Raw genomic sequence first — 20,558 nt, forward strand, 5'->3', positions numbered from 1 at the left:
CAGCATGTCAGGTCGACGGAATGCCCACCTACCCCGCCGGGCATGCCGGAGCGGCGTATCCCGGGGGTGCTCACCACCGGCCCAGCCGGACCAGGCAGGCTGGGGGCATGCGGGAACCATGGGTGGTCGGGGTCTCCGGAGCATCCGGGACGCCGTACGCGGCGGCCGTCATCGGAGGACTCCTCGACGCGGGCGAGCCGGTCGACCTGATCGTGTCCCGCGCGGCACGACTCACAGTGCTCGACGAGACCGGCCGACCCTTCCGCGACGGGCACTGGGCCGAGGATCTCGCCGCCTGGCTCGACCGGGACCTGACCGGTGCCGACCTTCGGCACTGGCCGGCCGGTGACCTGGCCGCCGGGCCGAGCAGCGGCTCCTACCGGGTACGCGGCATGGCCGTGGTCCCGGCGAGCACGGCAGCCTGCGCCGGCATCTCGATCGGGCTCTCCAAGGACCTCCTGCAGCGCGCCGCCGAGGTCAACCTCAAGGAACGCCGCCCGGTGGTGGTCGTCCCTCGGGAAACACCGGTGACCCGCAGTCACCTGGAGCACCTGATCGCCCTGCACGACTCAGGCGCTGTCGTGTTGCCCGCCAGCCCCGGCTTCTACGGAGCCGGCGCGGCCGCCAGCGCCCAGCAGTTGGTCGACTTCGTGGCCGGCAAGGTGCTCGACGCGCTCGGCGTCTCACACACCCTGTTCCGCCGGTGGTCCGGCCAGCTCGGCGCAGCCCGAAGCTGAGCGCCGAACACACATGTCACGCGCCGCGACGCCGCCCGGCGGTCGGCCGAAGCGGGACGCGGACCGGGCCGAAGTCCGGTCCGCGTAGCGATGTCCGCACCAGTTCAGTACATGCCGGCGTTGGCCGGACCCGGCCCCGTGGATGCGGCCGGCCCCACATTGCGTGGCTTTCCGACCTCGTCCACCTCGTCCAGCATGCCCTCCCCCTCAAGCAGGGCCCGCACCTCGGATTCCCGAAACCGGCGATGCCCGCCTGGAGTCCGGATGCTTCCTATCCGGCCAGCCGCCGCCCATCTCGTCACAGTTTTCGGGTCTACCCGAAACAGCGCGGCGACCTCACCCGGTGTCAGCAGGCGATCTCCAGTGTCCACAGCCCCCTCCTCGCGTCGACGAAGCCCCCGGCTGAACACACTGCCCCCGGCTGGTGCGTAGCCCAGAGCCGTCATGAGGGACGTATGGCAATTACAGCACCGGGGACATGACCTGTCCGCCCAAACGCGAAAAATGCACTGAGTGAGGAGTTAGTAATGGTACTTGTGCTACCTCCGCCGTGACCGGCGGTTTGTCAACAGTGACTCACCACTCAGTCCAACGGATGCCGAAGCCCGCACGTTATGCCTTAGCGGTTAGGGTCACTCTCTGTGGACGCCATCGACCTGAACCTCGTCGACCTGCTGCGCGGGAACGCCCGCCTCTCGTACGCCGAGCTGGCCCGACAGGTGGGCCTCTCGGCCCCGGCCGTGCACGAACGGGTCGGCAAGTTGGAGAGCAGCGGCGTCGTTCGGGGCTACCGCGCGGATGTGGCCCCGGAGTCGATCGGGCTGGGTGTCACCGCGCTGATCGGCATCGTCGAGGACTCCGGCGCCGACTCCGACGACATGCTCGAGTCGCTGCGGGTGCTGCCCGAGATCGAGTCCTGCTACTTCATGGCCGGTGTCGAGTCGTTCCTGCTCAAGGCCCGGGTCGGCACGATCGCCGAACTGGAGCAGTTGATCGTGCGATTGAACCGGACCCCGGGGGTGGCCTCCACCCGTACCGCCATCGCGCTCTCCACCAAGTGGGAGAACCGCCCGCAGCCCGTCGGCCCGCCCGCGACCTGACCGCCGCGTACCCCTGGTGTCGCCCGGTCGGCCGGCGGTAGCGTGCGCCGATGACCCCGCCGGGACGTCGCGTGGCAGTGGTGACCGGCGCTGCCGGCGGCCTCGGCCACGCCATTGCCACAGCGCTGCACGCCGACGGCTGGTCGGTGCTCCTCACCGACCTCGACCCGGCGGCGGTGGCCGCCGCCGCAGGGCCCCTCGGGGGTTGGTCGGCGGCCCTGGACGTCCGGGACGAGGACGCCTGCGCCGCCGTCGCCGCGAGCGCCGCGGACCGGGGCGGCCTTGCGCTCTGGGTCAACAATGCCGGCGTCCTGACCACCGGGCCGTCGTGGGAGCACGACGGGCCGACCCGCCGCCGGATGTTCGACGTCAACACCTTCGGCGCCATGAACGGCACCCTGGCCGCGCTGGCCGTGATGCGCGGGCAGGGCCACGGCCACGTGCTCAACGTCGTCTCGCTGGCCGGGCTGATCGCCGCGCCCGGCGAGACGGTGTACGCGGCCAGCAAGCACGCCCTGCTGGCGTTCAGCCTCGGCACCCTGTCCGACCTGCGGATCGCGGGATACCGCCGGGTGCACGTCTCCTGCCTCTGCCCGGACGGCATCTGGACCCCGATGCTGCACGACCGGCTGGACGACCCGGGCGCGGTGGCTTCGTTCACCGGGTCGATGTTGACCGCGCAGCAGGTGGCCGCCCGGGCGGTCCGGTTGGCCCACCGACCCCGTCCGGTGGTCAGCCTGCCCCGCTGGCGGGGAGCGCAGGTGCGCCTGCTGGACGCCCTGCCCCGGCTGGCGGTCGCGCTGACCCCGCTGGTCCAGGCCGCCGGCCGCGCCGGCCAGCGCCGACAACACCGTCGGAGCACCCGTCCGGACCGGCCCTGACCACCGCTGGGCCTGCTTGCTACGTTTCCGGCGTGACTCATCTCGACCGGTGCGACGAGGCCAGCCGAACCTGGGTGACGGAGGCGATCGCCGCCGTCGAGGCGGACGCGAACCGCTCGGCCGACACCCACCTGCTGCCGTTTCCGCTGCCCCGAGCCTGGGGGATCGACCTCTACCTCAAGGACGAGTCCTCACATCCCACCGGCTCGCTGAAGCACCGGCTGGCCCGCTCGCTGTTCCTCTACGGGCTCTGCAACGGCTGGATCGGGCCGCGCACCACGATCGTCGAGGCGTCGTCGGGCTCCACGGCGGTCTCCGAGGCGTACTTCGCCAGGATGCTCGGGTTGCCCTTCATCGCGGTGATGCCCGCCTCCACCTCAGCCGAGAAGATCGCACAGATCGAGTTCCAGGGCGGCCGGTGCCACCTGGTGGACGACCCCGCCAGCGTGGTGGTCGAGGCCCGGTGGCTGGCCGAGGACTCCGCTGGGCACTTTATGGACCAGTTCACCTACGCCGAGCGGGCGACCGACTGGCGGGGCAACAACAACATCGCCGAGTCGATCTACGCCCAGCTCGAACTGGAACGGCACCCGATCCCCGCCTGGGTCGTGGTGGGCGCCGGCACCGGAGGCACCAGCGCGACCATCGGCCGGTACGCCCGGTACCGCCGTCTCGCCACCAAACTCTGCGTGGTCGACCCGGAGAACTCGGCGTTCTACCCGGCCTGGTTGGCCGCCGACTGGTCGGTGCGTACCGGGAAGGGCTCCCGGATCGAGGGGATTGGCCGTCCGACGGTGGAGGCCTCGTTCCTGCCCTCGGTGGTGGACCGGATGGTCCAGGTGCCGGACGCGGCGTCACTGGCCGCCATGCGTGCCGGCTCGGCCGTGCTCGGCCGCCGGGTGGGCGGCTCCACCGGCACCAACCTGTGGGGCGCGTTCGGCCTGATCGCCCAGATGCTCGCCGAGGGCCGGACCGGCTCGGTGGTCACCCTGATCTGCGACCCGGGTGACCGGTACGCCGACACCTACTACTCCGACGATTGGGTGAACGCCCAGGGCCTCGACCTGACGCCGCACCAGGCCACGATCGAACGCTTCCTGACCAGCGGCACCTGGCCGGCGTGAGCCGCGCGGACGCCACTGGTCGGGGCGGGCGGGCGCCGCACGTTCAGCGCGGGTCGATCCGCTCCGCCAGCCCGGGATAGCGCACCACGTAGCCGCTGTCGTCCAGGTCGATGTCGGCGGTGAAGGTGCCACTGGCGAAGCGCACCCGGCCCGGTCCGAGCCCCGTGTAGATCTGCTCGGTCGGCACCACCTCCAGACCGGGCAGCAGCACCCACGCGACGGTGATCCGGTGTGCGATGTCGGCCGGCTCGGCGGCCAGCCCGAGCCGGTGGACCGGCAGGGTGTTGAACAGCGGCGAGCCGCTCAGGTCGACGTCGAGCGCGTCGGCCAGCCGGTCCGGGTCGTCGGTGCCCGGCAGGCCGGCCCGGGGATGACCGGCGTTGACCAGGGCCCGGTCCAGGTCGCCCTGTTCCGCGGTGGTCACCCGCCACCGGTCCGCCGTCCGCTCCAGGGTCACCCGGCGCTGCCAGCCCAGCCCTTCGACCTCGACCTCGACCCGGGTCGTGGACCAGTCCGGCGCGGTGGTCAGTTGGTATCGGGCGGTCCAGGGGATCGGGTCCACGGCGAGCAGGGTGCCCCGGGCCGCCAAGCCGCGGCTGTCGTCGAAGAGGACCTGCTCGCTGCCGGCGGTGTCCGTCCGGGACCAGAAGATTGACTGCGGCATGGTCGGCATGAGCCGGACGTTACGCGACCCGGCCTGCCTCGGCAGGGCATGCGCGAACGCCGCCGCGAAGCATGTGCTCCGCGACGGCGTTCAGAGGATCAGAGGATCAGTGGGTACGTGCCGGCGGTCGCCCGCCGAAACCCCGCCGGTCGTCGCGCGGACGGTCGTCGCGGGCCCGGTCCTCACGGGGACGGTCATCCCGACCACGGCTCTCCGGGCGGAAACCACCCCGCGAGTCCCGGTCACCGAAGCGCCGCTCGCCCTGCGGCCGGTCGCCCCGACCGTCCCGGTCACCGAACCGCGGCCGGTCCTCGAACCGACGCTCGCCCTGCGGCCGGTCACCGTAGCCCCGGGAGTCCCGATCGGCGTAACGCCGCTCGCCCTGCGGCCGGTCACCGTAGCTCCGGTCGCCGGCAGGCCGATCGCCGTAACGCCGCTCGCCCTGCGGCCGGTCGCCGTACTGCCGGTCGCCCTGCGGTCGGTCGCCGTAGCGGCGCTCGCCCTGCGGCCGGTCGCCGTACTGCCGGTCGCCCTGCGGTCGGTCGCCGTAACGCCGCTCGCCCTGCGGTCGGTCGCTGAACCGCCGCTCGCCCTGCGCCCGGTCGCCGAACCGGCGCTCACCCTGCGGACGGTCGCTGTAGCCCCGGTCACCGGTCGGTCGGTCGCCGTAGCGCCGCTCGCCGGTGGGTCGGTCGCCGTAGCGCCGCTCGCCCTGCGGCCGGTCGCCGAACCGACGCGGGCCGCCGGAACGGTCGCCGTAACCGCGCGGCTCCGCCTCGACACGAACCGGGACACCGCTGGGCTCCCGCGCGCCGACCAACTCGGCCAACGCCTGGTCGCCGACCCGGACCCGGGTCTCGGCCGGTGCGACGCCGGCCTTCTCCATCATCGCCAGCGTGGTGCGGCGCTGCTTGGGCAGCACCAGCGTGGCGACCGCGCCAGACTCGCCGGCCCGAGCGGTGCGCCCGGCCCGGTGCAGGTAGTCCTTCGGGTCCTTCGGCGGGTCGACGTGCAGCACCAGGGTGACCCCGTCGACGTGGATGCCCCGAGCCGCCACGTCCGTGGCGACCAGCACGTTCATCCGGCCCTCACGGAACTCCGCGAGGGTCTTGGTGCGCATCCGCTGGGTCTTGCCGCCGTGCAGCCCACCGGCGCGTACGCCGACCGCGGCGAGTTGCTCGACCAGCCGGTCCACCCCGAGCTGCGTACGGGCGAAGACCATCGTCCGGCCGTCCCGAGCGGCGATCGAGGCCGCCACCGGGAACTTCTCGTGCGGCGGGATCAACAGCATGTGGTGGTCCATGGTGGACACCGAGGCGGTGGAGGGCGCCGTGGAGTGGGTCACCGGGTCGTTCATGAACCGCTTGACCAACGCGTCGACGTCACCGTCCAGGGTGGCCGAGAAGAGTAGCCGCTGACCGTTAGCGGGCGTCTTCGCCAGCAGGTCGGTCACCTCGGGCAGGAAGCCCATGTCGGCCATCTGGTCAGCCTCGTCGAGCACCGTGACCTCGACGTCGTCGAGCTGGCAGATGCCCCGCTCGATGAGGTCGCCGAGCCGGCCAGGGGTGGCCACGATGATCTCCACGCCGCGCCGCAGCGCGTCGATCTGACGGTCGTACGGGACACCGCCGACGGCGGTCTTCAGGAAGATGCCGACGGCCTTGCCCAGCGGCAACAGTGCGTCGTTGACCTGCATGGCCAACTCCCGGGTCGGAACCAGGACGAGGGCGCGGGGGCGCATCGGCCGGGCCCGGTTGCGGGTCGCCAGCCGGGCGATCAGCGGCAGACCGAAGGCGAGCGTCTTGCCCGAACCGGTCTGGCCACGGCCCAGCACGTCCCGGCCGGCGAGCGCGTCCGGAACGGTGGCCCGCTGGATCTCGAACGGGCTGGTGATGCCTTGCTGTGCCAATGCGCGGACCAGCGGCTCGGGCAGGCCGAGGGCGGCGAAGTCGATGGGTTCGGCGGTGTCGGCCGCCGGGGTGGGGTCGAAAACGGACGTGACGGTGCTGGGGTCAGCAGAGGTGGTCAACAAAAGCCTTTCGAGCGGGGCGCATCTTCGCGATGGCCTGCCGCGGCTGTGCCGCCGGATCGCCCGCAAGATCGCCCAGGGGCGCGCACCACGCGCGCCGGGTCAGTGATCTAAGCCAGTGTACGGCGGTTCGGCGAACCCGCCAGCCGGTTGCCCGACCGTAGTGGGCGGACTCACCATCGCGTCCACTCGACGGGTCACCCGTTGAGCACGCCGCCGACCAGACCGTCCAGTGCGTCACCGGCGAGCAGGACGATCATGACGCTGATCGCGACCAGCAGCCCCAGAGCAGCGGCCAGAACGATCACCACCCGGGCGTTGCGGGAGCGCTCGGCCGGGGTGTCCGCCCAGCCCTGGGCCAGGATGTGACCGGTCAGCGAGCCGGACGTCTCCACCGCGTTGGTGGGCATCGCGATCGTGGTGAAACCCGGCCCCTCACCGCTGCCGTAAACGGTGCCGGCCAGGTCGGAGCCACCGCCGCGTCGCCCATCATGAGCGCCAGCCGCAGCCGGTCCGGAGTTGACCGCCGACCTGGCGGTCGGTCCCGTCGGCCGGGAGTTTCCGGAGCTGCTCGCCGGCGATTGGGGAGAGCCGACGCTGGACGGCGGCCAACTGGGCAGCGCGGGAGCGGGCACCACCGGCGGCGCGGAGACGGGTGCCTCGGCCCACCCGCCGGTCGACGCCGAGCGGGTCGTCCCGGCGGCGGCCGGCCATCCGGCCGGCGGTGCGGAGACCGGTGCGGTGGCGCGTACACCGGGCGTGTCGATCACCGCCGGCGGCGGTGGAAACGGCGGTGCCGGCATCGGACCGGGCGGGGCGGGCACCGGCGGCACGGGTGGTGGAACGGGCGGTACCGGGCCGGGCGGCGGCGTGGGTCGGGGCTGTGGCGTCGGCATCGGGCCGGGTGGGTACGGACCCGGGGCCGGCGCGGGTTCCGGCTCGGGTGGTGCGGGCTGGGCCGGCCCAGGGCCGGGCGGCGTGGGCTCCGGCCTCGGCTCCGGAGTCGACGGCTCCGGAGGCTGGGCGGGCTGCGGCGGTTGCGCCGGCTCGGGCGGCTCGGTGCTCACCGGCCCGGCTCCGTAGACGGTTGGCGTGCTGCCCCGAGGGCCCGGCGTGCCGATCGCACCGGCCGTGACCCGGCTGCCGGTGGGAACGGTGGCGCTGGCCCGCGCCGGAGCGGTCGAGTCGTTGCGCTGCCCGGGCACCGGAACGTCGGCCGAGCCGGTCGCGCGGTAGGTGGTAGCGGTGACCGGGGCGCTGGCCGGCAGGTCGCTGCGGGACGCCCCGGCGGTCGAGACGCTGGCGCGGGCCCGTACCGGCGCAGCTGGCTGCTCCGGGAGGGCGCTGGCCGGCGTGGTGTGCCCGACGGCAACGGCCGCCGTGGCCTTCCCGACGGCAACGGCGGGAGCGTCCTTGCCGGCGAGGGGGTCCGCGTCGGCGGCGGGAGCGCCAGTGTCGGCGGCGGAAGCGTCCGCGCCGGCCGTGGGCATGTCCGTGCGGTCGGTGTCGGCGGCGGCACCGACGTCAGCGGAGCCGCCGTCGGAGGCCGCGGAGTCGCCGTCAGAGGGCGCGCCGTTGTCCGAGGCCGCGCCGTTGTCCGAGGCCGCGGTCCCGTCGGACGCGGACGGGGCCGTGCCGCTGGAGCCCGGGTCAGCGCCCAGGGCGGCCGGGTCGGCCTCGGTGGTCGACACCGGGCCGGACACCGGGTCGGCGGTGCCGAGCCGTGCCGGGTCGGCTCGGTCGACCACGGGGTCGACAGTCTCCGCCGGATCTCTCTGCTCGGCCATCTCCGCCCTCCGCGCCATGCTCGCACCCGGACCCGTGACGTCGAGCCGGATGTGCCTGGTTGTCACCGTGCCACAGATCTCCCCGAGCGGACAGCCGGAGCGGGTCGTGGCGGATCAACCAGCGTTGCTGGCGCTGCTCGACGGGCTGTCGCCGCCCGTCGCGCTCGTCGTGGCCGGCGGCGTGGTCGGCGGAGGCGTCGTGTTCGGCGCGCTGGTGGGCGCCGAGGGCAGCGTCGGCGGGGTCGTCGGCGGGGTGGTCGGCGAGGTGGTCTCGGTCGGTTTCGGCGTCGCGCTGCCGGTCGGGGTCGGCGTCGGCGTGGCCGAGCCGGTCGGCGTGGGCGTCGGGGTGGCGGACTTGGTGGGCGTCGGCGTCGGGGTGGCGGACTTCGTCGGCGTCGGCGTCGGCGTCGGGACCGGCGGGGTCGGCACGGACACGATCGGTGCCGGCACCGCGCCGATCACCCGGGTCGCGGCGTACAGCCGGGTCCAGCGGACGGCCGAGATCTTGACGACGTCGCCGGTGGTGGGTGCCTGCACCATCTTGCCGTTGCCGATGTACATGCCGACGTGGTGGATGGTCGTCCAACTGCTGCCGGAAGCGAAGAAGAGCAGGTCGCCGGGGAGCAGCGCGCCCTGCGGCACGGTCCGGGCCCGGGTGGCGGCGTACTGGTCGCGGGAGACCCGGGGCAGGTCGAAGTAGTCGGCGCCGGGCGACCGGTACGCAGCCCACATCAGGCCGGAGCAGTCGAACTGGTCCGGCCCCTCCTCGGACCACTTGTACGGGTCGCCGAGCTGGGCGAGCGCGTAGCGGACCGCGGCCAGGGCCCGGGGGTGCGCGGCCATGCCGCTGATGCTCTGGTTGGCGACGTAGCCGCTGCCGTACTGCTGCTCGGCGGCCTCCTGCTGACGTTCGATCTCGATCAGTTGGGTCGCGTTGTCGCGGCGCAGCTTGAGCAGGCTCGCCTCGGCCGTGCGCAGCGCTCCCTCGCCAGCGGTGAACTCCGCGTCGGCGGCGGCGAGCTGGTTCTTGGCTTCGGCGTGCTTCTGGTACGCCTCCTGCTCACCCGCGCGGGCCCGGGACAGCCCGCCGGCCACGCCTGTGGTGCCGCCGTCGACCTTCTCGCCCCTGGTGATCTGTTGGAGGCGGCTCAGCTCCCGGATGTCCTGAGCGAGGTCGCCGGGCGGCAGCGCGGCGGCTGCCTTGACGGCGTCGGCGGCGGCCGCGTCGGCTTCCTGCTGAGCCCGGAGCAGGGCGTCCTGCGCGCTCGCGAGCACCTTGGCGGCAGACTCCACCTGGGCTTTCGCGGCGGACTGCTTCTGCTTGATCGTCAGGAGCGCTTCGCCGAGTGTGCCGACCTGGGCTTCGCCGGCATAGATCTGCGCGGCCAGCGGGCTGGTGCCGATGGTGGCCACCGGCGGCGCCGGGACGCCGGCGACGGGTGGGCCGCCGGGCAGTTGGACCGTGCCGATCGCCGGCGGCCGGGCACCGGTGTCGGGCACCGTCGTGGGCAGTCCGGGCTCGGCGTACGCGGGGGTGGCCATCACAGCTGCGGCGATCGCGCCGAGCAGGGCGGCCCAGAGCTTCGGACGCAGCACCGGCGAGATCACCGGGCTCCGTCGTCGCTGCCGTCGCCCGCGCCCGCTGTAGATCATGCCGCTCCTCGTCCCGCTGCTCCTCGCCGCGCACGGTGGGCGCGACCGCCGGGACGGTACCAGTGTGTGTGTTCCGCCCCACCTTGTTACTACCGCACCTCGCCAACCTTGTCGATGCGTGGGCGGGTTACGGGAGGCTGAGAGTTCGGTGAAGTGGGTCGCTGCCGGCGACCGTGCCGCCGGGGCTGTCGGCGTCCCGACGTACGCTCGACCGGGACCGCAGGTGGAAGGGACGTGCCATGGACGCCGGACTCAAGCGTGAGCTCGAAGCGAAGGTGTACGCCGGTGAGCGGCTGACCCGGGAGGACGGGGTCGCCCTCTACGAGAGCGACGACCTGACCTGGTTGGGGCGGCTGGCGCACCACAAGCGCACCGAGCTGAACGGTGAGCGGGTGATGTTCAACGTCAACCGGCACCTCAACCTGACCAACGTCTGCTCGGCGTCCTGCGCGTACTGCTCGTTCCAGCGCAAGCCGGGCGAGAAGGACGCGTACACGATGCGCATCGACGAGGCGGTCCGCAAGGCCAAGGAGATGGAGGACGAGCAGCTCACCGAGTTGCACATCGTCAACGGCCTGCACCCGACGCTGCCCTGGCGCTACTACCCGAAGGTGCTGCGCGAGCTGAAGGCGGCGCTGCCGAACGTCAAGCTCAAGTGCTTCACGGCGACCGAGGTGCAGTGGTTCGAGAAGATCAGCGGTCTGAGCGCCGACGAGATCCTCGACGAGTTGATGGACGCCGGCCTGGAGTCGCTGACCGGTGGTGGCGCGGAGATCTTCGACTGGGAGGTCCGGCAGCACATCGTCGACCACGCCTGCCACTGGGAGGACTGGTCGCGCATCCACGCCCTGGCGCACAGCAAGGGCATGAAGACCCCGGCGACGATGCTGTACGGCCACATCGAGGAGCCCCGGCACCGGGTCGACCACGTGCTGCGGCTGCGTGAGCTGCAGGATGAGACCGGTGGCTTCGCCGTCTTCATCCCGCTGCGCTACCAGCACGACTTCGTCGACTCGGCGGACGGCAAGATCCGTAACCGGATCCAGGCGCGCACCACGATGGCGTCGCCGGCCGAGTCGCTGAAGACGTTCGCCGTCTCCCGGTTGCTCTTCGACAACGTGCCGCACGTGAAGAACTTCTGGGTGATGCACGGGCTGTCGGTCGCTCAGCTCTCGCTGAACTTCGGCGTGGACGACCTGGACGGCTCGGTCGTCGAATACAAGATCACGCACGACGCCGACTCGTACGGCACCCCGAACACCATGCACCGCGAGGACCTGCTGCACCTGATCTGGGACGCCGGTTTCCAGCCGGTCGAGCGGGACACCCGTTACAACGTGGTCCGGGAGTACGACAGGGCCCCGTCGCTGGCGCAGCGGCGCGCCGAGCCGCAGCAGGTCTGGGCCTGAGTCACCACGTACCCTCGCAGTCGATGACCGAGAAGAGCGGTTCCGAGCAGCAGAGCGGGTTTCCCCGCCGGGACGCCGAGGGGCGGGTCCGTACCCTGGGCGATCTGCTCGGGGTGTGCCTCGCCGGGGTCGTCATCGGCGCGTTGGCGTTGGTGTTGTTCGACTGGGCGTTCGCCTCGATCGGCGCCGGTGACTTCGGGCACACCAACGGCTGGCTCGCGGTGATCCTGCCGGCGTGGCTGTTCTGGGACGACTTCCGGGCGTGGGAGTTCGGTGCGGCCCGGGTGTTGGCGGCGGTGGTCGCCGCGGCCGTGGGTGTGTTCGCCGGGCTGCTGATCGCCGGGTTGGGCGCGGGGTTGCCGCCGCTGCTCTCCGGGGTGTTGGCGGCGGCGGCGTTCACAGTGGCGTACGCGGTGGTCTGGTTCCCGGGCGTCCGCTGGCTGGCCCGCCGGACCGGCTGACCGCTACCGCCCACCGGGCGGATCGAACCTTCCGCCGGCATCGGCGGGCGACGGAGAGAACGGAGTGGTGCGGGTGAGCGCCGCGCTCAAGTACACGCTGGGCCGGATCGGGCTGTTCGTCGCCGTGCTGGCGGGTCTCTGGCTGATCGACATGAACGTGTTCCTGAAGCTGATGCTGGCGTTGGTCTTCTCCGCCGCGCTCTCCTTCTTCCTGCTGCGCGGCTGGCGGGACGAGATGGCCGGTGAGATGGCCGACGCGACCGAGCGCCGCCGCGCGGAGAAGGAACGCCTCCGCTCGGCCCTGGCCGGCGAAGACCAGAACCCCGCCGACCCGCCCGCCGACTCTTCACGTTGATCAAGAGGTTTGCGTCACCGGAGACTGAATCCGTGACGCAAACCTCTTGATCACCCGCGCGGGGATGTGGGGGTGGATCTACCAGTTGGTGGAGCCTTGGACCTTGGGCCAGGGCTTGGACGTTGGCTTGATCAGGTACGCGATGCCGCCGGAGCCGCCGGAGGTGCCCCCGCTGGCGTTGGTGCGCTTGGTCCGCAGCCAGATCTGTTCGAACTGCGCGCGCTTGTAGACGTTGCGCACCACGTCGTTGCTGGACGAGGCGGGGTCGTTGACGATCACGTCGCCCTCGGCGGTGAAGCCGACCACCACGAAGAGGTGCCCGGAGGTTCCGTAGTTCGCGCCGTCCAGCTCGCTGGCGAGGAAGGACTGGCTGGTCACGACGGGGATGCCGGCGGCGATGAACCGCTCCAGCTCGTCCAGCGAGTGCAGTCGGGTCACGCGACCCTCCAGGCCGGGGAAGCTGGCCGCGTACGCGGTGTTGAACGGCCAGTTGCCAGCGCCGTCGTACGCGTAGTCGAAGGTCATCCGGGCCGCGTGGTTGACCGTCGGGTCGGGGTAGGTCGGGTCCACCCAGGAGGTGTCGGCCGCCGACGGCCTACGACCCCAGTACTCGACCACCATCTCGGTGGAGGTCGGTGAGCACCACGCCTCGCCGCCGCCGTCGTACTCGGGGTAGTGCCCGGCGTGCACGTTCTGCGAGTAGCGCGGCACCGGCAGCTCGACGCCCCAGGCGATGTGCCCGGCGCTCGGCGTCACGGTGAACCGGTCCGGCACAGTGGAGCTCATCGCGCCGAGCATCCGGACCACCGGCGCGGCGGTCTGCCCGGGTGCCCGGTAGAGGGTCAGCCGCAACTGGTACGACCGCAGCAGCACCCCGGCGGTGGCGTCGTCGATGCTGAAGGTGTCGGTCCAGATCGTCGACCAGGGGTCGCCCTGCCGGTTGACACTGGTCCGCCTGATGTCGGTGTCGCCGGACGCCCAGCGACCCATGACGTACCACGGGGTCTGGTCACCGCTGGTGTAGCTGCCCTGCATCTCCACCTGGATCCAGGTGCCGGCGGGGGTTTCCGCGTTCCAGGAGGCGATCAGCTCGGTGGCGTCGAACCCGATCCGGGTCACCGGTGAGGTCCAGGTGCCGTACTCCCAGGTTCGGGTGACGCCGGTGTGCGGGTCGGCGTAGTCCGTCGTGCCGGCAGGGCGGGCCAGGGTGAGGCCCGCTCGGGCGCCGGGCACCACGCGGGTGCCGGACCGGTCGCCTCGGTGCCAGTCGGCGGGCCCGGACCAGTCCTGGAAGGTGATCTGCTCGTCGTGGCTGACGGCGGGTGGGCGGGCCGCCGTCGCGGGCGCGACGGTGGCGAGCACTGTGAGCGCGGTGACGCCGGCGAGGGCGGCCGCGTACAGGCGGGGTCTGGCCATGGGTGCTCCGCGGTGTCGAGAGGGGCATCGTCGCTGGTCAGTTTTCCGCTTGGAGAGAAGTTTCGCCAGATGTTCGTCGCTGGAAAATCATTGCCGCCGGGATGATCGGCTCGGGATGCATAAGGCAGCGATCGATATTGATATGACCATGTGACAGGTGGTGAAGTGTCCTTCACCGAGCGGGATCTCCCGCCCATCGAGGAGGTAGTCCATGGCCCTCCGCACGCCCATTTCTCTCCGCCGTGTCCTGGTGCTCGCTGTCGTCACCGGGCTGGGCATCGTCACCGTCGCCGCCGGCCCGGTCGCCGCCCGGCCGGCACCGGACCGCACCGCCGAGTCGGCCGCCGCCGGCTACCGGGTGCTCGGGCCCCGGACCCTCGCCGACCGCAACGCGGTGGCCCGCACCGGAGCCGCCATCGACTACTCCGAGCACGGCGTGCTGCACATCTCGGCCACCGCGGCCGAGGCCGCCGCGATCGGCAAGCTCGGCTTCCGGTTGGAACCGCTCGCCCCGCCACCCAACGCCGAACGAGGCGCCGACGACTTCGGCGCGCTGGCCTTCCCGCCGGCCGACTCGAACTACCACGACTACGCGGAACTGACCGCCGTCGTGAACCAGGTCGTCGCCGACCACCCGGCGATCGCCCGCAAGATCAGCATCGGTTCGTCGTACGAGGGCCGCGACCTGATGGCCGTGAAGATCTCCGACAACGTCGGCACCGACGAGAACGAGCCGGAGATCCTGTTCAACTCCCAGCAGCACGCTCGGGAGCACCTGACCGTCGAGATGGCGATCTACCTGCTCAACCTCTTCACCGACAGCTACGGCGGCGACTCCCGGATCACCAACATCGTCAACAGCCGGGAGATCTGGATCGTGCCGACGGTCAACCCGGACGGCAGCGAGTACGACATCGCCACCGGGTCGTACCGGTCCTGGCGCAAGAACCGGCAGCCCAACAGCGGTTCGTCCAACGTGGGCACCGACCTGAACCGCAACTGGTCCTACAACTGGGGTTGCTGCGGCGGCTCGTCCGGCAGCACCTCGTCGGAGACCTACCGGGGCCCGTCGGCGTTCTCCGCCCCGGAGACGCAGGCGCTGCGCAACTTCGTCAACGGCCGGGTCGTCGGTGGTGTGCAGCAGATCAAGGCCAACATCGACTTCCACACGTACTCGCAGCTGGTGCTCTGGCCGTACGGCTACACCACGGCGAACACCGCGACCGGGATGAGCGCGGACCAGTACAACACCTTCGCCACCATCGGGCAGCAGATGGCGGCCACCAACAGCTACACACCGCAGCAGTCCAGCGACCTCTACATCACCGACGGGGACAGCATCGACTGGATGTGGGCCACCCACAACATCTGGGCGTACACCTTCGAGATGTACCCGGGCTCGTCCGGCGGCGGTGGCTTCTACCCGCCCGACGAGGTGATCCCCGCGCAGACCTCGCGCAACCGGGAGGCGGTGCTGATGCTCAGCGAGTACGCCGACTGCCCGTACCGGGCGATCGGCAAGCAGGCGCAGTACTGCGGCGGCGGTGGTGGCACCACTGTCTGGTCGGACACCTTCGAGACGGCCACCGGCTGGACCATCAACCCGTCCGGCACCGACACCGCCACGGCGGGCGCTTTCGAACGGGGTGCCGCCCAGGCGACCACGTCCTCCGGCGCCAAGCAGCTCACCCCGTACGCCGGCTCCAACGACCTGGTCACCGGCCGGCTCGCCGGATCGGCCGCCGGTGACTACGACGTCGACGGCGGTGTGACCAGCGCCCGGTCCCCGGCGGTGACCCTGCCGTCGTCGGGCACGCTGACGCTCTCGCTGGCCTGGTACCTGGCGCACGGCTCGAACGCCTCGTCGGCGGACTACCTGCGGGTGAGCGTGGTGCACAACGGCGGCACCACAGCGCTGCTCACCCAGGCCGGCGCGGCCACCAACCGCAACGGGAGCTGGGCGGTGGCCAGCCTCAACCTCAGCCCGTACGCCGGCCAGTCGGTGCGCATCCTCGTTGAGGCGGCGGACGCCTCCGGCGCCAGTCTGGTAGAGGCGGCTGTGGACAACGTCACCATCACGTCCTCCTGATCGGGTGGGGCCCCGCTCCGCCCGGCGGGGCCCCACCACCCGCTCCCGAGCCTCCATATCCGGGACATATCCCTCGTGCGCCATGGTTTCGGCGATCGACCGGCGCTGATCGATCCTTGATCGATCCGGCACGTCGTGGCGGTGCGCTACCGTCTTAGCGACCAGTCCGCAGCGAAGCCGGTGCTAAATCCGGCGCTGTCCCGCAACTGTGATGCCCCACCCCGGTGGGGACGAGCCAGGTCGCCTACGGATCGGTCGCGATACGCGCTCTCGAGGAAGGGCGCCTCGTGGGCGGGCGTACGAAAGTCCCTGTCGGCGAAGCACCACACTCCTCGACCGACAGGAGGCCCCCATGTTCAGACGTACCCCTCGGCTCTTCGCCGCGACCCTCGCGGTCGCCGCGCTCGCCCTCGGCGCCTGCGCCGAGAAGGCCGACGACAAGCCGAGCGCCGGCACCGCAGCCGCCGCCTACCCGGTCACGGTCGGCGCGCTCACCCTCGACAAGCGTCCCGAGAAGATCGTCGTGCTGTCGCCCACCGCCACCGAGATGCTCTTCGCCATCGGTGCCGGCCCGCAGGTGACCGCCGTCGACGACCAGTCGAACTACCCGGCCGACGCGCCCAAGACCGACCTCTCCGCCTACCAGCCGAACGCCGAGGCGATCGCCGGCAAGAACCCCGACCTCGTGGTGCTCTCCGACGACCGCAACAAGATCGTCGACCAGCTCACCAAGCTGAAGATCCCGGTCTACCAGACTCCGGCGGCGACCACGCTCGACGACTCGTACCGGCAGATCACCGAGCTGGGCACGCTCACCGGGCACGCCGACCAGGCCACCGACGTCGCCACCCGGATGAAGGACGACATCGCCAAGCTGGTCAAGGACCTGCCGCAGCGCACCGAGAAGCTCACCTACTTCCACGAGCTGGGTCCCGAGCTGTACAGCGCCACCAGCAAGACCTTCATCGGCTCGCTCTACAACCAGGTCGGGCTCACCAACATCGCCGACCCGGCCGACGCGGACAGCAAGAACGGCGGCTACCCGCAGCTGTCCCAGGAGTTCATCGTCAAGGCCGACCCGGACTTCGTCTTCCTTGCCGACTCCAAGTGCTGCCAGCAGAACGCCGATGCGGTCAAGGCACGTAGCGGCTGGGCCGGGCTCACCGCGGTCAAGAACAACCAGGTGATCGCGCTGGACGACGACATCGCCTCCCGCTGGGGCCCGCGCGTCGTCGACCTTCTCCGGGTCATCATCGACGCGGTCGCCAAGGTGCCCGCGTGACCCCGATCCGTCGGTGACCGGGCCGCTGTCGGCGGCCCGGTCCGTCGGGTCACCTCCGGTGGCCCGGCCCGCCGGGCTGCGCAAGCGGTGGCTGCTCGCCGGGGTGCTCGCGGTGCTCGTCGCGCTCGTCGCCGGGGTGTCGCTCGGCCCGGTCAGCCTGCCCGCCGGCAGCGTCGCCGCCGAGCTGCTCAACCTGATCCCGGGTGTGCACCTCGACAGCGGGCTCTCCGAGCGGGAAATCGCCATCGTCACCGAGTTGCGGCTGCCCCGAGTGGTGCTGGCCCTGCTCGTCGGGGGTCTGCTCGCCCTCGCCGGCGGCTGCTACCAGGGCGTCTTCCGCAACCCGCTCGCCGACCCGTACCTCCTGGGGGTGGCCGCCGGCGCCGGCCTCGCGGTCACCGCGGTGATCGCCCTCGGCGGCGCCGGCCGGGAGGGCGCGATCTCCGGGCTGCCGATGACCATTCCGTTGGCCGCGTTCGCCGGTTCGCTGCTCGCCGTGGCGATGACCTACGCGCTCGGCGCGGGCGGCGGGCGCAGCCAGTCACCGGCGATGCTGATCCTCGCCGGGGTGGCCGTCTCCGCGTTCCTCTCCGCCGGGCAGACGTACCTGCTGCAGAAGCACGCCGACAGCATCCAGCCGGTCTACTCCTGGCTGCTGGGTCGGCTCGCCACCGCCGGTTGGCACGACGTGCTGCTGGTGCTGCCGTACGCCGCGCTGACCACGGTTGTGGTGCTGCTGCACCGCCGCGAGCTGGACGTCCTCGCGGTGGGTGACGACGAGGCGAAGAGTCTGGGCCTGCACCCGCAGCGCACCCGCTACCTGTTGATCGCCGCCGCGTCCCTGGGCACCGCGGCGGCGGTCTCCGCTACCGGCCTGATCGGCTTCGTCGGCATCATCGTGCCGCACACCGTCCGGCTGCTCGCCGGGTCGAGCTACCGGGTGATCCTGCCGTTGTCACTGCTGTTCGGCGGTGCGTTCCTGGCCCTGACCGACGTGGTGGCCCGCACCGCCGCCGCTCCGGCCGAGGTGCCGATCGGGGTGGTGACCGCCCTGCTGGGCGGCCCGTTCTTCGTGATCGTGCTGCGCACCGCCCGGCGGGTGCTCACGTGAGCCGCGAGCCCGCTGCCGGCCCGTCTGTTGCCGGCTCGTCCGCTGCCGGTTCTGCCGGCGACGTGCCGGCCGTCGAGGTGCGTGGCCTGCACGTCGACCTCGGCGGCACACCGATCCTGACCGGCGTCGACCTCACCGTCGCCGCCGGCGAGTGGGTCACGGTGATCGGTCCGAACGGCGCCGGCAAGTCGACCCTGTTGCGCGCCGTCGGCGGCCTGCTGCCCGCGCCGGGGGCGATCACCCTCTTCGGTACGCCGAGCACGGCGCTGCGCCGCCGGGACCGCGCCCGGGTGGTGGCCACCGTGGCACAGTCCCCGGTGGTGCCGGCCGGTATGTCGGTGCTGGACTACGTGCTGCTCGGTCGGACCCCGTACATCCCGACCCTCGGCCGGGAGTCGACCACCGACCTGGACGCCGTCCACGAGGTGCTCGGGCGTCTGGACCTCACCGGCTTCCACCATCGCGAGCTGGCCACCCTCTCCGGCGGCGAACGGCAGCGGGTGTTCCTCGCCCGGGCGCTCGCCCAGGGCGCGACACTGCTGCTGCTCGACGAGCCGACCAGCGCACTCGACATCGGTCACCAGCAGGAGGTCCTGGAAGTCGTCGACCAGCTACGTCGTGAGCACGGCCTGACGGTCCTCGGCACGATGCACGACCTCTCCCTGGCCGGCGAGTACGCCGACCGGATGGTGATGCTCGCCAGCGGTCAGGTGGTGGCCGCCGGGACCCCCGCCGAGGTGCTGACCGAGCACCTGCTCGCCACCCACTACCGGGCCAGCGTCCGGGTGGTCCCCGGCACCCACGGCCCCCTGGTGGTCCCCGTCCGTCCCACCCGCCCCAACCCCCTCGGGGCTCGCGGGTCAGGGGCCCAGGTCGATGACGGAGAAGAGGGCACCCTGGGGGTCGCGTAGGGCGGCGAACCGGCCCGCCGGGATGTCGCGGGGCGGGACCAGGATCGTCCCGCCCAGCTCGGCGGCGCGGGCCGCGGCGGCGTCCGCGTCGGTCACCGCGAAGTACACGGTCCAGTACGCGGGTAGGTCGGCCGGGAAGTCGTCGGCCAGCGGCGGCATCATCCCGGCGACGATCTGGGTCCCGAGCCGCCAGCCGGTGTACGTCATGGGACCCACCGCCTGGTCGTCCGGCTGCCAGCCGAACACCAACTCGTAGAAGACCTTCGCGCCCTCCGGGTCGGGAGTGACCAGTTCGTTCCAGCTCATCGCGCCCGGCACGTTGAACACCTCGGCACCGCTCATCGTCAGCGGCTGCCAGACGCTGAAGGTGGCACCGGACGGATCGGCGAAGACGGCCATCCAGCCGCGGTCGAACACCTCGAACGGCGGCACGACGACCTGCCCGCCGGCCCGTTCGACCCGGCCGGCGACCAGCTCCGCGTCGTCGGTGGCGACGTACGTCGACCAGATCGGCACCTGGTCGGGGATCGCCGGCGGCCCGGCTCCGGCGACCGGCTTGCCGTCGAGCAGGAAGACCGTGTAGCCACCCGCCTCGGGTTCCGGTGTCACCCGGCCGGTCCAACCGAACAGCTCCGGGTAGAAGCGCCGCGCGTCGTCCAGGTCCGGGGTGGCCAGGTCGGCCCAGCAGGGCGTACCCGGCGGGACGGTGCTCACGTCAGAACCCCTCTCGGCCGGGGCGACCACGGCGGCCCCCTGCCGGAATCCTGGCACCGTCCCGCCGCGGCTCGGGGCGGAAACGGACGAATCGTCAGCTGAACCGGCGACCCTCGTCCCGTCGGTACGCCCAGCCGGCGAGCGTGGCGAGCAGCACCACCCAGACACCGAGCATGATCAGCGCCAGCGGTTGAGCGCGGTAGTCACTGACCGCCGCCCACATCAGCTCTGCCGCGCCCCGGGTGGGCAGGAACGGGGCGATCGTCTCGATGAACCCGGGCGCGTCGCCCGGCGCGGACAGCAGCCCGCCGCCGAACGCGAGCGGCAGGAAGACGATCTGCGCGACGACGATCGCCGCCTTGCTCGGCAGCGAGTAGCCGATGGCCAGGCCCATCAGCGTGAACGGCACCGAGATCACGGCCACGGTGCCCATGGCCAGCAGAAACGCCGTCGGGGTGACCTCGGCCGCGGTCAGCGTCGCGCCGATCACGACGACCGGGATCAGCGAGAGGTACGTCAGTGCCAGGCCGGCCAGCACCCGGCCCGCGAACCGGGGTGCCGGGCCGGCCGGCAGGGTCCGGGTGTACGGGTTCCACGGCTGGTCGCGGTCCTCGGCGACGCCGACGCCGTACTGGAAGATGTTGGCGCTCATCACCGAGAAGGTGACCATCGACGCGGTGGCGAGGGTGGCGCCGACCGAGTCGTCACCGGCGAACGGCACCACGAAGAAGATCATGGCGGCGGCCGGGAAGAAGGCGCTCCCGACGATCGCCACCGGAATCCGGATGATCTCCAGGAGTTGGTATCGGGCGTGGACCAGAGCGAGCTGCACGGC

Annotated in this window: 19 protein-coding genes and 1 riboswitch; of the genes, 11 read left to right on the forward strand and 8 right to left on the reverse strand. The window is 71.9% G+C overall.

From position 1 onward, the window contains the following. Positions 1–107: 107 nt before the first annotated feature. Positions 108–737 (forward strand): UbiX family flavin prenyltransferase, encoded by a 630-nt coding sequence (locus FHU34_RS29270; RefSeq protein WP_145785883.1) that lies wholly within the window; start codon positions 108–110, stop codon positions 735–737. A 104-nt stretch (positions 738–841) separates the two neighbouring features. On the opposite strand, the gene FHU34_RS29275 is transcribed toward FHU34_RS29270, so the two are convergent. After that, a complete protein-coding gene (locus FHU34_RS29275; RefSeq protein ID WP_007454516.1) occupies positions 842–1,108 on the reverse strand; it encodes a BldC family transcriptional regulator in 267 nt (88 codons plus the stop codon). A gap of 270 nt (positions 1,109–1,378) precedes the next feature. Here FHU34_RS29275 and FHU34_RS29280 point away from each other — a divergent pair, with 270 nt between their 5' ends. From FHU34_RS29280 to cds1, 3 genes are read left to right on the forward strand one after another with little or no spacing between them, the layout of a single operon-like run. After that, entirely contained in the window at positions 1,379–1,837 is a 459-nt protein-coding gene (locus FHU34_RS29280) for an Lrp/AsnC family transcriptional regulator (protein WP_145785884.1), read from the forward strand. A 50-nt stretch (positions 1,838–1,887) separates the two neighbouring features. Then, positions 1,888–2,718: an SDR family NAD(P)-dependent oxidoreductase gene (locus FHU34_RS29285; RefSeq protein WP_145785885.1), complete on the forward strand. Its 831-nt coding sequence runs from the start codon at positions 1,888–1,890 to the stop codon at positions 2,716–2,718. Positions 2,719–2,750: 32 nt separating this feature from the next. Beyond that, positions 2,751–3,842, forward strand: a complete 1,092-nt coding sequence (gene cds1 / locus FHU34_RS29290; RefSeq protein ID WP_145785886.1) for an L-cysteine desulfhydrase Cds1 — start codon at positions 2,751–2,753, stop codon at positions 3,840–3,842. 43 nt (positions 3,843–3,885) lie between these two features. Here the strand turns inward: cds1 and FHU34_RS29295 are convergent, their stop codons facing one another. The 4 genes from FHU34_RS29295 to FHU34_RS29310 all read right to left on the reverse strand — a co-directional run bounded on the left by FHU34_RS29295 (position 3,886) and on the right by FHU34_RS29310 (position 9,975). Then, complete coding sequence (locus tag FHU34_RS29295; RefSeq protein ID WP_145786457.1) at positions 3,886–4,506, reverse strand: putative glycolipid-binding domain-containing protein; 621 nt, start codon at positions 4,504–4,506, stop codon at positions 3,886–3,888. 106 nt (positions 4,507–4,612) lie between these two features. Further along, positions 4,613–6,535, reverse strand: a complete 1,923-nt coding sequence (locus FHU34_RS29300; RefSeq protein WP_145785887.1) for a DEAD/DEAH box helicase — start codon at positions 6,533–6,535, stop codon at positions 4,613–4,615. 197 nt (positions 6,536–6,732) lie between these two features. After that, entirely contained in the window at positions 6,733–8,322 is a 1,590-nt protein-coding gene (locus FHU34_RS33940) for a hypothetical protein (RefSeq protein ID WP_244312046.1), read from the reverse strand. Positions 8,323–8,436: 114 nt separating this feature from the next. Then, a complete protein-coding gene (locus tag FHU34_RS29310; RefSeq protein ID WP_145785888.1) occupies positions 8,437–9,975 on the reverse strand; it encodes a C40 family peptidase in 1,539 nt (512 codons plus the stop codon). 239 nt (positions 9,976–10,214) lie between these two features. On the opposite strand from FHU34_RS29310, the gene mqnE reads away from it, so the two are divergent. The 3 genes from mqnE to FHU34_RS29325 all read left to right on the forward strand — a co-directional run bounded on the left by mqnE (position 10,215) and on the right by FHU34_RS29325 (position 12,200). Then, complete coding sequence (gene mqnE, locus FHU34_RS29315) at positions 10,215–11,384, forward strand: aminofutalosine synthase MqnE (protein WP_145785889.1); 1,170 nt, start codon at positions 10,215–10,217, stop codon at positions 11,382–11,384. Positions 11,385–11,407: 23 nt separating this feature from the next. Next, complete coding sequence (locus tag FHU34_RS29320; protein WP_145785890.1) at positions 11,408–11,845, forward strand: hypothetical protein; 438 nt, start codon at positions 11,408–11,410, stop codon at positions 11,843–11,845. Positions 11,846–11,918: 73 nt separating this feature from the next. Continuing rightward, entirely contained in the window at positions 11,919–12,200 is a 282-nt protein-coding gene (locus FHU34_RS29325) for a DUF4229 domain-containing protein (RefSeq protein ID WP_145785891.1), read from the forward strand. Positions 12,201–12,278: 78 nt separating this feature from the next. Here the strand turns inward: FHU34_RS29325 and FHU34_RS29330 are convergent, their stop codons facing one another. Beyond that, positions 12,279–13,616, reverse strand: a complete 1,338-nt coding sequence (locus FHU34_RS29330; RefSeq protein ID WP_145785892.1) for a C39 family peptidase — start codon at positions 13,614–13,616, stop codon at positions 12,279–12,281. Between the two features lie 211 nt (positions 13,617–13,827). Here FHU34_RS29330 and FHU34_RS29335 point away from each other — a divergent pair, with 211 nt between their 5' ends. The 4 genes from FHU34_RS29335 (at position 13,828) to FHU34_RS29350 (ending at position 19,009) form a co-directional block, all read left to right on the forward strand. Further along, complete coding sequence (locus FHU34_RS29335) at positions 13,828–15,705, forward strand: M14 family metallopeptidase (RefSeq protein WP_145785893.1); 1,878 nt, start codon at positions 13,828–13,830, stop codon at positions 15,703–15,705. 176 nt (positions 15,706–15,881) lie between these two features. Further along, positions 15,882–15,945, forward strand: a riboswitch (cobalamin riboswitch). Positions 15,946–16,057: 112 nt separating this feature from the next. Further along, complete coding sequence (locus tag FHU34_RS29340) at positions 16,058–16,987, forward strand: ABC transporter substrate-binding protein (protein ID WP_145785894.1); 930 nt, start codon at positions 16,058–16,060, stop codon at positions 16,985–16,987. A 13-nt stretch (positions 16,988–17,000) separates the two neighbouring features. Then, complete coding sequence (locus tag FHU34_RS29345; protein WP_244312047.1) at positions 17,001–18,098, forward strand: FecCD family ABC transporter permease; 1,098 nt, start codon at positions 17,001–17,003, stop codon at positions 18,096–18,098. Between the two features lie 62 nt (positions 18,099–18,160). Then, on the forward strand, positions 18,161–19,009 hold the full coding sequence (locus FHU34_RS29350; protein WP_244312076.1) for an ABC transporter ATP-binding protein: 849 nt from the start codon (positions 18,161–18,163) through the stop codon (positions 19,007–19,009). On the opposite strand, the gene FHU34_RS29355 is transcribed toward FHU34_RS29350, so the two are convergent. Both FHU34_RS29355 and FHU34_RS29360 read right to left on the reverse strand, forming a co-directional pair. After that, complete coding sequence (locus FHU34_RS29355; RefSeq protein ID WP_145785895.1) at positions 18,959–19,723, reverse strand: VOC family protein; 765 nt, start codon at positions 19,721–19,723, stop codon at positions 18,959–18,961. The genes FHU34_RS29350 and FHU34_RS29355 overlap by 51 nt on opposite strands. Positions 19,724–19,817: 94 nt before the next feature. Further along, positions 19,818–20,555: an ABC transporter permease gene (locus FHU34_RS29360; protein WP_145785896.1), complete on the reverse strand. Its 738-nt coding sequence runs from the start codon at positions 20,553–20,555 to the stop codon at positions 19,818–19,820. Positions 20,556–20,558: the final 3 nt, after the last annotated feature.

Source organism: Micromonospora taraxaci, assembly GCF_007830095.1.
GTDB lineage: Bacteria > Actinomycetota > Actinomycetes > Mycobacteriales > Micromonosporaceae > Micromonospora > Micromonospora taraxaci.